Below are 13,490 nucleotides of genomic sequence, written 5' to 3'. Positions count from 1 at the left end.
TCGGCCGGCCGGGACCGGGCATGATGGTGACCGTGAGCGGGCGCCGGCCGTCGCGGACCGCCGTGGACTGGCTGCTGTGCCTGCTCACGGCGCTGCTCACCGCGTCCGGATCCGTGGACCGGCTGGTCGGCTGGATGCCGCACGCGACGATCGTGCCGCTGGCCGCCTGCCAGGGACTGTTCCTGCTGCCGCGACGGCGGGCGCCGCTCGCCTCGCTCACCGCCACGACGCTGCTGGCCGCGTTCATGATCTCCGTCGGCTGTGCGGCCGGCGCCGCCGGCTTCGGCGTCTACGGCGCGGCCTACGCCGTCGCCGTGTACGCGGGCGACGGGGAGGGCGCGGAACGTGCCCAGGCGCTGCGAGGCGCGTCGGCGGCGGCAGCCTCGGCGGCGGTGATCATGGTGGCGAGCACGACGCCGGGCTCGCGCAGCCTGCCTGTGTCCTGGGGCACGGCCGTCCTCGGACTGCTGGTCGCCTCCGCCTGGATCCTCGGGTACGCGATCCGCACCCGCCGCGCGTACATCGCCGAACTCAAGGACCGCGCCGCCCGGCTGGAGGCGGCGCAGGGCGAGCGCGCGGCGCGCGCCGTCGCGGACGAACGGCTGCGGATCGCGCGCGAGTTGCACGACGTCATCGGCCACTCGATCACCCTCGTCACCATCCAGGCGGAGGCGGCGGCACGCTCGCTGCGTACCGATCCGGACGCGGTGCCGGGCTTCCTGGCCACGATCTCGGCCAGCAGCCGGGAGGCCCTCGCCGAGATGCGGCACGTGCTGGCCGTCCTCCGCCCGGACGCCCGGGCCGAGCTCAGCCCGCAGCCCGGACTCGACGGGCTGGCCGACCTCGTCGCGCGGCTGGACGCCGGCGGACTGCGGACGCGGCTGGACCTGGAGCCGCTGGAACTCCCGCCGGGGATCGGGCTGGCGGTGTACCGAATCGTGCAGGAGGCGCTGACCAATGTGCTCAAGCACGCGGGCACCGGCGCCCGGGCCGGTGTCACCGTCGCCCGGTGCGCAGGGTCGGTCAGGGTATCGGTGCACGACGACGGCGCAGGCCCCAAGGGCCCGGTGTCGAGCGCGGCACACGGGATCGTCGGCATGCGCGAGCGCGCAGGCGTCTACGGCGGGACACTGCGCACCGGCGCCGGGCCCACCGGGGGCTTCGAGGTCGAGGCCTGGATCCCGCTGCCCGAGGAGGTGCCGTGACCATCAGCGTCCTGATCGCCGACGACCAGACCCTGGTCCGCTCCGGCCTGCGCGCCATCATCGCGTCGGAACCGGGGATGGAGGTCGTCGGCGAGGCGTCCGACGGCGCCGCAGCGGTCGAGGCAGTACGCCGGCTGCGCCCGGACGTGGCGCTGATGGACATCCGGATGCCCCGCCTCGACGGTGTGGCGGCCACGCGGGCGCTGCTCGGCGGCGGGAGGCAGCACACCAGGATCCTGATGCTGACCACGTTCCACCTCGACGAGTACGTGGTCCAGGCGCTGCGGGCCGGCGCTTCGGGATTCCTGTTGAAGGACGCCACCGGCGACCAACTGGTCGAGGCGGTCCGGGTGGTCGCGGCGGGCGAGGCGATGCTGGCGCCGTCGGTGACCCGGCGGCTGCTGGAACGGATGGCCGGGGAGTCGGCGGCGGGCAGCGACGGCCAGGAGATCAGGGACCGGCTCTCGGCACGGGAGCTGGACGTACTGCTGCTGGTCGCCCGGGGCATGTCGAACGCCGAGATCGGTGAGCGGCTCAACCTGGCGGAGACGACCGTCAAGAGCCACGTGCAGAGCATGCTGGCGAAACTCGGCGTCCGGGACCGGCTCCAGGCCGCGGTCGCCGCCTTCGACTCGGGCCTGATCCAGCCGCGCGGGCTCTGACCCCGCCCGGTATTGGTGGCAGCGACAACCGAGGGGCCCCGGCTTTGACGTGTACGACGAGGACGGCCCCGGTGAGGCCCCCGTACGTTGTGCCGACCATGCGCGAAGAGAGAGTGGAGCCCAGGATGACCGAACTGATCCCGTCGGAAGTCACGCGGTCGGCGCCCGGGGCGGGCAGACGCACGCTCGGCGTGCTGCCCCTGGTCGGAATCTTCTTCTTCACGGTGTCCGGAGGCCCCTTCGGGCTCGAAGCCTCACTCTCCAGCGCGGGCCCGGGCATGACCCTGCTGATGATCGTCCTGGTCCCGGTGGTCTTCGGCGTGCCGAACGCACTGGTGGCAGCAGAGTTGAGCGCTGCGATACCGGTCGACGGCGGCTACTACTACTGGGCGAAGATCGCGCTCGGCCGAGGTGCGGCATTCGTGTTCGGGGCCTGGAACTCGATCGGGTCGGTGCTGAACCTCGCCCTCTACCCGATCCTGCTGGTCGACTACCTGGCCACCTGGGTCCCGGACATCGCCCGCGGGAAGGGGCTGGTGATCGTGGACCTGTTCCACGGCGGTTTCGTCGTGGACCTGCACTGGATCGTCACCGTCGCCCTCATCGTCCCGATGGCCTACCTGAACTACCGCGGCTCCAAGGCGGTGAGCGAGTACTCGGTCGGGATGATGCTGCTGATCCTCGCACCGTTCGCGGTGCTGACGGTCCTCGGCATCTGGCATGCGGTCAGCAACGGGATCAACGTGCTCTCGCCCTTCATGGCGCCGGGGCAGAGCGTCCACGAGTCGGTGGCCGGCGCGCTCAGCGTGATCGTGTGGCTGTACCTGGGATTCGACGGCCCGAGCACCGTGCTGGGCGAGGTCGCCGACGCGCACCGGACCTACACCCGGGCCCTGCTCATCTCGGTTCCGCTGATCATCACCGCCTACCTGCTGCCCACCATGGCCGCCGTCGGCAGCGGGCTGCACCGGGGTTCGCCCGCCGACTGGGTCGACGGCGACTTCGTCGTGGTCGGCGACATCCTGGGCGGCATCTGGCTGAAGGTGCTGATCTCCCTGGGATCGGCGCTCTCCCTGGTGGGGCTGTTCATGGCGATCCTGCTGACGAGCACCCGGGTTCCGCGGGCGCTGGCCGCGGACGCCTACCTGCCGCGCTGGATGGCCCGGGACAGCAGACGGTTCCACACGCCGGTGGGCGCGCTGCTGGCGTGCACCACCGTCGTCATCGTGCTCTCCGCCTTCGACTTCAACGCGATCCTGCAGGCCACGGTGCTGCTCTCGCTGGCCTCGATCCTGCTGGAATTCGCGGCCTTCCTGGTCCTCCGCTGGCGGTATCCGCAGATGCTCCGGCCGTTTCGGGTCCCCGGCGGCCGGCTCGGCGCGGTCCTGGTGGTCGCGCTGCCCACAGCGATGATCGTGTACATGGGATGGAGTACGGCGGTCGACCAGCCCGCGACGTTCGGCACGAGCCTCGCGGTGGCGCTGCTGGCCGTGCTGCTGTACCCGTTGTGTCGACGGTTCGTCAAAGGCGACCGGCCGGACGCGGAGATCGACTCCTCCCAGGTCGAGCTGGGTCCGGACCGGTTCGCGGGATTCGGTTCGCGGAAGGCGGGCGTCTGATGGATGTGCAACAGGATGTGCAACAGGATGTGCAAGAGGTGCTCTCCGGACTTGCGGAGCAGTTGCGGGCCTGGTGGCCGGTGCCGGGAATCGCGATCAGCGTCGTCGACGGGACCGGCGAGTCCGCGTTCGTCACCGCAGGATTCGCGAACGCGGAGTCCGGGACGCCGGTCTCCCGTCACACGCGGTTCGAGATCGGTTCCATCAGCAAGACCTTCACCGCCGTCCTCCTCGGCATCCTGGCGGACGAGGGGAAGCTGGACCTCGACGCGGCGGTCGCCGACCACCTGCCCTGGTTCGCCCCGAACGGCGGCTCCCGCGCGATCACCGTCCGGCACCTCCTCCAGCACACCTCCGGCCTGGTGGCCGGGGCCGACTCGATGCCCGATGCCGCCGCACGCGGCTACGCGCTCCGCGATGCGAGGACCTGGGCCGAACCGGGTGAGATGTTCCACTACTCCAACGAGGGCTACAACCTGCTGGGGTTGATCGTCGAGCAGGTGACGGGGGAATCGCTGGCGGACGCCATGGCCGGACGGCTGCTGCGGCCCCTGGGCATGCGCGACTCGGCGGCGCTGATCACTCACGAGGGCGTCGACGGACTGGCCACCGGGTACCGGTTCCTCCGCGACGACCGCCCGCCGCTGCCGTCGGCCCGGCTGGCGCCGGCCGGCTTCTTCGAGTATTCGGCGGCCGACGGGAACGTCCTGGCCACCGCCTCCGACCTGGGTCGGTTCGCCCGCATGCTGCTGGGCCGGGGCACCTTGGACGGCAGCAGGACCATCGGTCCTGAGCGATTTCGACAGATCGTCACGCTGCCCGCCGACGCGGTCGATTCCGGCTACGCGCTCGGCGTGGACGTGGAAGTGATCGACGGCCACACCTGGCTGACGCATGCCGGCGGGATGGTCGGGTACCGCTCGTACCTCGCCGTCGACACCGACGGCGGGCACGGTGTCGCTGTGCTGACCAACGCACCCGGCGAGTGCCAGATCATCGACCGCTTCGCCCGCCATGTGCTCGCCGTCGTCCAGGGAGCCCCGGCGGACCCGACGCTGTTCGACCCGGAGCGGATCCCCGACGCCCGGCGGTACGTCGGGACCCACGGAACGACGCCGCGTCAGATCCGCGTCGAGGCCACCGGGGACGGCGGTCTCTCGCTCACCTCGGACGGGGTGACCGGCAGGCTGTACGACTCGGGGGACGGGCGGCTGGTGTGCGATCACCCGGGGTGGTCGGCCTACCACCACTCCCTGGACGGGCGGTGGCTCCACGGTCCCGAGTCACTGGGCTCCGGCCCCTCCGCGCCGACCGCTCCCCCGCATCCACTCGCAGGCCACTACCGGAGCTACACCCCCTGGTATCCCAGCTTCAGCATCGTGCAGCGGGCGGGACGACTGCACATGATCGCCGCGACCGGCGTGGAAGCGCCCTGCGACGAACCGGAACTCGTCCCGCTCGACGACGGAGCCTTCCGCGTCGGAGCCGACCCCCGGCTGCCGGAGCGCCTGACGTCCGGCCCCGCCCTGGACGGCGCGGTGCTCTGGCTCGACCTGGACGGGTGCCGCTACACCCGCTCGTTCCGGGAGCAGCCGAAGCCCTGATCAGTCGGAGCCCTGACCAGCCGGGGCCCTGACCAGCCGGGGCCCTGACCAGCCGGGGCCCTGATCAGACGGAGCCTCGGGACGCGCCCGTCCGCAGCTCGCGCACCCGGAGCTGGAGGTGCGCGAGCAGCATGGCGTCGGCGTCGCCGAAGTCCAGCCCGGAGACCTCGCGGATCCGGCGCAGCCGGTAGCGCATGGTGTTGGGGTGGATGTGCAGAGCCTCCGCCGCACTGTCGGTGGCTCCCGCAGCGGCGAGGTAGGCGGCCAGGGTCGCCGCCAACGGACCGTCCTGGCCCTCCTCCTGGCGCAGCCGGTGCAGCGCGCCGCCGGCCTCCGGCAGGCCGAGCGCCTCGGTCGCGTCGGCGAGGTGCAGCAGCAGTACCGCCAGCGCCATGTCCTCCACGGTGCGCACCGCCGGTCCGCGGACGGCCGGGTGCCGCAGCGCCCGCAGCGCGGCGTCCGCCTGCGCCCGCACGTCGGCGATCCGGCCCATCGATTCGGCCGGGCCGCCGACGGCGACCACGTAGTCACCGGCCAGCGGGGTCCGCGCGAGGAAGTCGCGGGCCAGGGCGACGGCCGACTCCCGGGCCGTGGTGTGGTCCGGAGGCCAGGCGGCCAGTACGTACACCGCTCCGGTGCCCGCCACCACGGCTGAACGGGGGTGCACGGCCGCCAGGAAGTACTCCAGGGTGTCCGCGAACCGGCGCAGCCCGGCGGCGTCCAGCGCGTCGGAGCCCGACGCGTCCGGTCCTGCGCGGCCGGCCAGTCGCGGAGCCGCCGCCAGGACGCAGACCGGGCCGGAGCCCAGCTGCAGTCGGCTCGCCTCCACCGGGTCGGCCGCGCCGCCGAGTACCGCGGCGGCCAGCTCGCCGCGCTGGCGGCGGGCGTAGCTGGTCTCCGTGCGCAGGCCGACCAGCTGCAGCGCGACCACGGGCGCGAACTCGCGCAGCCGGGCCGTGGCCGCCTCGTCGAGCGGCCCGGTGACGGCGGCCCAGATGTAGCCGAGGACGTCCGAACCGGCCCGGACCGCGATGGCCACCCTGGCCAGCTGATCCGCCCCGGTCGCCGCCATGTACACCGGTTCGGTGCTGGTGTGGAGCCGCTCGAACTCCTGGCGCTCGCGCTGTTCGGCGAGCGTCCGCTGGTGCACGGCCCGCCCGAGGATGGTCTCGATCCGCTCGGAGTCGGTCCGGTCCTGCCCCTCCGACCAGGCGACCAGCGCGGAGAACCGGTCCTCGATGGTGACCGGCGCGCCGACCGCCTGGTAGACCGCGTTCGCCAGGGCGAACAGCTCCGCGCCGCTGCCGACCGAGCGCACGCGCGTCCTCGCGTACTCGAGCAGTTGCTCGCGGACGGTCGTCGCCACATGCATCCAGGAGGCGTCCCGGTTGACCTCGATGATCGCCGGCCCGTCGTCGGCCGACGGCGGCACCGGGGCCTTCACCGCCAGCACCTCGGCACCGGCCTGCCGCATGGCCTCGGTCAGCTCGCGCAGCTCGGCCTCCGTGGTCACGCCGACCCCCAGCACCACGCACCCGGGTCCGAGCTGCGCCGGCGCACCCGGGGCGTGGATGGCGATGTCGGTGAGCGGCCCGCCGCTGCCGGTGCCCTCCTGGACCAGGCGCAGCAGCGCCGGGCCGATGTTGTCCACGAGCTGACGGACGGGCAGGTGCCCCCGAGCGCCGGACTCCCGCATGGTGCACCCCTGACTCGAAGCATTGTTGTGGACGTCAAGTCTGGGAGACCCGCATTGACGATGTCAACGATGATCCGGAGCGACCGTAGCGGGAGCATGGCTCCAGAGCGGGACGGACCATTGACACGAGGAGCGCGGATGGCAACGACGCAGACGCAGGCAGGCCGGGAACTGCTGGGGCTGTTCCCACCCGGGACCACCCGGGACGAGAACGGCGGACTGGTGATCGGCGGCGTACCGGTGGCCGAACTGGCCGAGTGCTACGGCACTCCCGCGCTGGTCCTCGACGAGGCGTCGGTCCGCGCCCGCGCCCGCCGGTACGCCGACGGCCTGGCCGCCCGTTGGCCGAACTCCCGCACCGTCTTCGCCTCCAAGGCCTTCCCCTGCACCGCCGTCATCCGGCTGCTCACGGAGGAGGGCCTGGGCATCGACGTGGCGGGCGGCGGCGAGCTGACCCTCGCCCTCGCCGCGGGCGCGGACCCGGCCGGCCTGGTCGTCCACGGCAACGCCAAGACCGAGGAGGAGCTGCGCCTCGCCGTCGAGGCCGGCGCCGGGACGGTCGTCGTCGACAACTTCGACGACATCGACCGGTTGGAGAAGATCCTCGCCGGCACCGCGGCGGAGCAGGGAGTACTGGTCCGGGTCACCCCCGGCATCCGCCCCGACACCCACGAGGCCGTGTCCACCGGCCAGAACGGCTCCAAGTTCGGCCTGCCCCTGCCGCAGGCGCGGGCGGCGATCGCACGGCTGCGCGGCAGCGACCGGCTGCGGCTGGACGGCGTCCACGTGCACGTCGGGTCGCAGATCCTGGACCTCGCGCCCTTCGCGCAGGCCGTCGAGGCGGTCGCCGAACTCGGCGAGTTCGGCGTCTACGACCTGGGCGGCGGCCTCGGCTCCCGCTACACCTACACCGACCGACCGCCCGCGGTGGAGGCGTACCTCGACGCCGTCACCGACGTCGCCCGACGCCTGCTGCCCGCCGACGCCCGCCTCCTCATCGAGCCGGGCCGCTCGATGGTCGCCGAGTCCGGCGTCTCGCTGTACCGGGTCGTCTCCGTCAAGCGCGGCGGAGGCCACACCTTCGTCGCCGTCGACGGCGGCATGGGCGACAACCTCGAAGTCTCGCTGTACCAGCAGCGCTTCGAGGCCGCCGTCACCGGCCGCCCGACCGGCGGGGGCGAACTGTGCCGGCTGGTGGGCCGGCACTGCGAGTCCGGCGACACCCTCAGCGCCGGCGTCCCGCTGGAGGACCCACGCGTCGGGGACCTGGTCGCCGTGCCGGTCACCGGCGCCTACACCTATGCGCTGAGCAACAACTACAACGGCGCGCGCCGCCCGCCGGTGGTCTTCGTCCGCGACGGCGCGCACCGCGCGGTGGTGCGCCGCGAGACCTACGCCGACCTGATGCGCAGGGACCTGCCGTAACGGCGCAGCCGGCCGGGCCGGGCTGTTCCCGCTGTCCTTCCGGACTTGAGGGCTGCTCGTGCGCTTTGCCTTGACGCCTGCGTCAAGGTCTATCTGCGGGGGAGCGACTGCCACACACCCGTGGCAGTCGCTCCCCCGCAGAACGGAACGGACGACCATGCCCACTGCTGATCCCGATCCGCCCTGCTCGCTGCGGTCTCGTCCGGAACCATCACCCTTCCCGCCGTCGAGCCCTTCCCCGAGGAGGCCGTCGTCCGTCGCCACGGCGACGTCGGCATCGTGGTCGGGCGGACCGACATGAACTTCGCCGGCTCTGATGGCACCAGCCTCACCGCCGGAAGCCGCTACACCCACGTCTTCGCAGCGGATCCTGCTGCAGGATGGCGTCCGGTCTCTGCCCAAGGGACCCGGATCACGTCCGCCGACGCGTGAAGATGCAGCGGAGCAGACCGGTGACCGGATCACCGTCCGCACCGAGGAGTCCTGGAGCGGCGCCCCCGTCGACGCCGCCACCGAGGGTTCAGCGCTGCAGTGGCCGCCACCCCAGGATGTCGCGGGCCTTGGCCAGGTTCCAACTGTGCCCGGAGTCGTCACCGGCGATGTGGAAGAGGTCGTAGCCGCACCGATGGTCCAGCGCGGCCAGCACCGCCCTGGAGAGGTCGCCGGCCGCAAGCGCCGGGATCGGTCGCCCGTCCGGCTGCCGCATGACCCGTGGCGCAGCACCGGGCAACGCCCAGGCGGGCCATGCCTCGTCGGTGGTCGGCCACGCCAGGCGCAGCGCGGTCACGGACATGCCCCACTGGATGGCGGCGGCCTCGCAGACCTGCTCTGCCAGTCGTTTGGTCAGTCCGTAGAGGTCGGTGGCATCGGCGGGCACCGTCTCGTCGAGCCGGCGGGCCGTGAGGTCCTGGTAGACGGACAGGCTGCTGAGGTGCACGGCGTGGCGGACGCCGGCTTGGTGGGCCGCCTGCAGGGCCAGGTGCACCGAGGCGACGTTGACGTCGAAGGCGCGGGCGGCGTAGGCGAGAGCGTCCTCACCCACAGGTGCCAGAGCGGCGTGCAGGACTGCGTCGACGCCGTGCATGGCCCGTTGCAGGGCCAGCGGGTCGGTGGCCCTGCCCACCACGTGGTCCACTTCGCCGAGGGGCGGGCGCGGGTCGAGTACGCGGACCTCGTGCCGTGCCGCGAGAGCCGGTATGACGAGGCCGGCGACATATCCCGAACCCCCGATCACCAGGATGCGCATCCGGCGAACCTAGCAGGGTCGGCAGCCGCGTCACCAGACGGAGCGGAAGCAGCAGCGTGGCTGGCGGGTCGCGGCGCCGCCGGTCAACGCCCGTGGGGGAGATTCGGGGCGCGCCCGCGAAGCCCCTGGGACCGGGGCACGCCCTGGTGCGATCTCCGGTGATCCGCTAGCTTGACCGTCATGACTGTTCTGGTGAGCCGCCGCCATGTGGACCATGGCCGTGTCACCAGCACTGGTTGTTGCCCGGCCGGTTGATCGGCGGGCCGGTGCTTCCGGCCCCCTCCTCCCCCGCCGTTCCCGGTGCGGTTCGGGCCCCGCTGCCGAACCCGCACGGTCTGCCGAGGGGCGCTGCGATGCTCCGCGCGCCCCCGGTACCTCCCCACGCATCACCGGCGTTCTCAACGCACGGCGGCGTCCTCGACCCCGCTCGGAAAGGGCCCTCGTGGCACGCAGATCCATGTCCTCGCGCCTGCGACTGACCGCACTCCTCACCGCCGCTGCCGCCTTCGGCGCGGTCGGCAGTGCCTCCGCCGACCCCGACGGCTTCGGGCCGTTCCCACCGCAGAATCCGGCGACCGCCACCAACGGCGTCGCGACCATGCACGGCGACAGCGCCTCCTCCGACACCACCCCCGACGCCGGTCCCGGCACCGGCGCGGTCACCAGCAGCCGCACCGCCCTCGCCTCGGCCTGCCCCACCGTGGTCATCGGCTCGGACGGCTACCCGGTCACCCTGTGCACCACGATTTTCGGGCAGACCCCGACCGTCCACCTGCTCGATCCCCGCACCGGCGCCGACCTCGCCTCGCTCTCGCTGGCCAAGGGCAACCTCTTCGGCGGCGTCTACACCTACCTGGACAACGGCGACGACCTGGTGGTCGTGGACGGCGACGACAACCTGCTGCGCATCGGCCACCACCTTCGGTCCGACGGTGACTGGTCCCTGACGGTCGATCAGTCGACCTCCCTGGCCTCGGCCGTCCCCGCAGGTGACAGTGTGGTCGGACTGTCCCCCGGCTGGGACGGCAAGGTCTGGTTCGCCACCCAGGGTGGCGTCGTCGGTACCGTCGACACCACCACCGGCACGGTCCGTGCCCTGGCACTGCCCGCCGGCGAGCAGGTCGACAACAGCATCTCCACCGTGCCCGGATACACCGCCGTCGCCACCGACCACGCCCTCTACCTGCTCACCGAGGCGGCCGACGGCACCCCGCAGATCGACTGGCGCGCGCCGTACGACCGCGGCCCCGGCCGCAAGCCCGGCCAGCTCAGCTGGGGCACCGGCGCAACCCCCAGCTTCTTCGGCCCCGGCAACGGCACCGAGTACGTCACCATCACCGACAACGCCGCGCCGCACGAGAACCTGCTGGTCTTCGACACCACCGGAGCCCCCGGGCCGGCCGGGTCGGCCACCCCCTCGACCCCGGTCCAGGTCTGCGCCACCCCCGTGCTCACCCAGTACCCGCAGAGCGGGACCGAGGACGCGGTGATCGCCTCCGGCCGCAGCGTCTTCGTCACCGACACCTACGGCTACCCCTACCCGGCACTGCCCTCCGGCGCTCCGGCGAGCGTTCCCTCCTCGGCCTCCTTCCAGGGCGGTATGACCCGGGTGGACGTCAACGCGGACGGTGACGGCTGCTCGGTCGTGTGGAACAGCGACGTGCCCTCGGCCGCCCTGCCCAGGCTCTCGCTCGGAGACGACAGGATCTACACCGTCACGGCCACCGGTCCCATGGGCCTGGCGGGCAGCGACACCTTCGCCGGGTACCACTACGCGGTGGTCGACCCCGCCACCGGCCAGGAGTTGTCCAGCAGTCTGCTCGGCATCGGCCTGCTCGACAACCCGCTGCAGATGACCGGCACCACCGGTCCCGACGGAACCCTCTACCAGGGCACGGAGACCGGGGTCGTCGAGGTCCGCGCGGAATCCTGATCCCGGGGAGGCCGGGCGCCCCGGCCGGGGACACCGGGCCCGCGCGGCAGGGCGTACCCTGCCGCGCGGGCGCGCCCTGCCGCTGGATCAGGCCTAGCTCCATGCGCGGCCCGGGCTCAGACGCGCACCGCCGCCGGGGCCCCGGCCCTTGCCGTCCCCTGCCGCAATGCCGGCTCGTCGGTGCGGACCAGGGTGCCGGTGGTACCGAGGAGGATGCCGAGGGCGTCGTCGAGGGGGCCGATGCCGGCGATGCCGCCCGTTCCTTCCACGAAGGTCGCGGCTGCCTCGGCCTTGGGGCGCATGGATCCCTCGGGCAGGTCCAGGGCCCGCAGTTCGGCGGGGGTGGCGGCGGGCAGAGGGTGCGCGTGGCCGGTGCCGTAGTGGGCGAAGACGTGGGTGACGTCCGTGAGGATCAGCAGGGCGTCGGCGTCGAGCTGCTCGGCCAGCAGGGCGGCGGTGCGGTCCTTGTCGACCACCGCCTCGGAGCCGTGCAGCAGGCCGGTGTTGGGGTTGAGGGTGACCGGGATGCCGCCTCCTCCTGCGCAGACCACCACGGTCCCGGCCGCGACCAGCGCGCGGACGGTGGAGGCTTCCAGGACGGCCTGCGGCCGGGGTGAGGGTACGACGCGGCGCCAGTCGTCGCGGTCCGGGGCCATGGTCCAGCCACGCTCGCGGATGAGGGTCACGGCCTGGAACTCGGTGTAGCCCTGGCCGATGAACTTGGTCGGGTGCTGGAAGGCCGGGTCGGCGGGGTCGACCCGGGTGTGGGTGACCAGCGCGACGACGTCCCGGTCGGGGAGCTTGTTGCGCAGTTCGCGGACCAGGAGGGTACCGATCATGCCCTGGGTCTGGGCGCCGAGGACGTCCAGGGGGTACGGGGCTGCGAGGGCGGGGTCGGCCGCGCTCTCGAGGGCGAGCAGCCCGATCTGGGGGCCGTTGCCGTGGGTGATGACGAGTTCGTGGCCGGCCAGGGCGAGTTCGGCCAGGGTGGTGGCGGCCTGGTGGATGTGGACGGCCTGGATGGTGGCGTCGGGGTGTTCGCCCCGCTGGAGGAGGGCGTTTCCGCCGAGTGCGGCGACGATGCGCATGTCAGGCTCCCAGGGTGGCGACGAGCACGGCCTTGATGGTGTGCATCCGGTTCTCGGCCTGGTCGAAGACCAGCGAGGCGGGTGATTCGAAGACCTCGTCGGTGACCTCCAGGCCGTCCAGCCCGTACCGGGCGAACAGGTCCGCGCCGAGGCTGGTGGTGCGGTCGTGCAGGGCGGGCAGGCAGTGCAGGAACGCGGTGTCGGGGTTGCCGGTGGCGGCGAGGGTCTTGGCATTGACCTGGTAGGGCAGGAGTTGGACGATCCGCTCGGCCCAGGTGTCCGCGCTCTCGCCCATGGACACCCACACGTCGGTGTAGAGGTAGTCCGCACCGTGCACGGCCTCCTCGACGTCCTCGGTGATGGTGATCCGCGCGCCGCTCGATTCGGCGAGTTCGCGGCAGCGGGTGACCAGGTCGGCGGCCGGCCACAGGGCCCCGGGGGCGGCGATGCGCACGTCCATGCCCAACAGACTGCCCATGACCAGCAGCGAGTTGGCGGTGTTGTTGCGGGCGTCGCCCAGGTAGCAGTAGGAGATCTCGGTCAGGGGCTTGTTGCTGTGCTCGCGCATGGTGAACACGTCGCACAGGCTCTGGGTGGGGTGGCACTGGTCGGTCAGGCCGTTGTAGACCGGGACGCCGGCGTACCGGGCCAGGGTGGTGACGGTGGACTGGGCGAAGCCCCGGTACTCGATGGCGTCGTACATCCGGCCCAGCACACGGGCGGTGTCGGCGACGGACTCCTTGTGGCCGAGGTGGGAGCCGTCGGGGCCGAGGTAGGTGGTAGTTGCCCCCTGGTCGGCGGCGGCGACCTCGAAGGCGCAGCGGGTGCGGGTGGACGCCTTCTCGAAGATCAGCGCCAGGTGACGCCCGGTCAGCTGCGGGGTCTCGGCGCCGTTCTGCTTGGCGTGCTTGAGCTCGGCGGCCAGGTCGAGGAGGTGGTGGATCTGCTCGGCGGTGAAGTCGAGCTCGTCCAGGTAGTGGCGGCCGGTCAGGTCGGTGCTCATCAGGTGCTC

General features: G+C 72.5%; 10 protein-coding genes. 6 read left to right on the top strand and 4 right to left on the bottom strand.

Annotated elements, in window-relative coordinates; genetic code table 11:
• The first annotated feature begins 32 nt into the window (after positions 1-32).
• The 4 genes from BS75_RS40370 to BS75_RS45365 all read left to right on the top strand — a co-directional run bounded on the left by BS75_RS40370 (position 33) and on the right by BS75_RS45365 (position 5,090).
• Positions 33-1,205: a sensor histidine kinase gene (locus BS75_RS40370; protein WP_152645854.1), complete on the top strand. Its 1,173-nt coding sequence runs from the start codon at positions 33-35 to the stop codon at positions 1,203-1,205.
• The gene (locus BS75_RS40365; protein ID WP_034091762.1) at positions 1,202-1,867 is read left to right on the top strand and encodes a response regulator; all 666 of its coding nucleotides are present in this window, start codon (positions 1,202-1,204) and stop codon (positions 1,865-1,867) included. The genes BS75_RS40370 and BS75_RS40365 overlap by 4 nt, the downstream gene beginning before the upstream one ends.
• 125 nt (positions 1,868-1,992) lie before the next feature.
• Entirely contained in the window at positions 1,993-3,486 is a 1,494-nt protein-coding gene (locus BS75_RS40360; protein WP_034091761.1) for an APC family permease, read from the top strand.
• 38 nt (positions 3,487-3,524) lie between these two features.
• Entirely contained in the window at positions 3,525-5,090 is a 1,566-nt protein-coding gene (locus tag BS75_RS45365; protein WP_052070362.1) for a serine hydrolase domain-containing protein, read from the top strand.
• 64 nt (positions 5,091-5,154) lie between these two features.
• On the opposite strand, the gene BS75_RS40350 is transcribed toward BS75_RS45365, so the two are convergent.
• Positions 5,155-6,786: a helix-turn-helix domain-containing protein gene (locus BS75_RS40350; RefSeq protein ID WP_034091760.1), complete on the bottom strand. Its 1,632-nt coding sequence runs from the start codon at positions 6,784-6,786 to the stop codon at positions 5,155-5,157.
• Positions 6,787-6,924: 138 nt separating this feature from the next.
• On the opposite strand from BS75_RS40350, the gene lysA reads away from it, so the two are divergent.
• On the top strand, positions 6,925-8,211 hold the full coding sequence (lysA, locus tag BS75_RS40345) for a diaminopimelate decarboxylase (RefSeq protein ID WP_034091759.1): 1,287 nt from the start codon (positions 6,925-6,927) through the stop codon (positions 8,209-8,211).
• A 520-nt stretch (positions 8,212-8,731) separates the two neighbouring features.
• Here lysA and BS75_RS40340 read toward each other — a convergent pair.
• Positions 8,732-9,457: an NAD-dependent epimerase/dehydratase family protein gene (locus tag BS75_RS40340; RefSeq protein WP_034091758.1), complete on the bottom strand. Its 726-nt coding sequence runs from the start codon at positions 9,455-9,457 to the stop codon at positions 8,732-8,734.
• Between the two features lie 457 nt (positions 9,458-9,914).
• Here BS75_RS40340 and BS75_RS40335 point away from each other — a divergent pair, with 457 nt between their 5' ends.
• A complete protein-coding gene (locus tag BS75_RS40335) occupies positions 9,915-11,390 on the top strand; it encodes a hypothetical protein (protein ID WP_034091757.1) in 1,476 nt (491 codons plus the stop codon).
• 116 nt (positions 11,391-11,506) lie between these two features.
• Here the strand turns inward: BS75_RS40335 and BS75_RS40330 are convergent, their stop codons facing one another.
• Together BS75_RS40330 and argF are read right to left on the bottom strand one after the other, a co-directional pair.
• Positions 11,507-12,478 carry a carbamate kinase gene (locus BS75_RS40330; RefSeq protein ID WP_042438006.1) on the bottom strand — a complete coding sequence of 324 codons (972 nt, stop codon included), beginning with the start codon at positions 12,476-12,478 and terminating at the stop codon, positions 11,507-11,509.
• A 1-nt stretch (position 12,479) separates the two neighbouring features.
• Complete coding sequence (argF, locus tag BS75_RS40325) at positions 12,480-13,481, bottom strand: ornithine carbamoyltransferase (protein WP_034091756.1); 1,002 nt, start codon at positions 13,479-13,481, stop codon at positions 12,480-12,482.
• Positions 13,482-13,490 lie beyond the last annotated feature (9 nt).

The sequence above is a fragment of the Streptacidiphilus albus JL83 genome (assembly GCF_000744705.1).
Lineage (GTDB): Bacteria > Actinomycetota > Actinomycetes > Streptomycetales > Streptomycetaceae > Streptacidiphilus > Streptacidiphilus albus.
The sequence above is the reverse complement of the archived record's forward strand: the minus strand, read 5'-3'. Positions and strand labels throughout refer to the sequence as shown.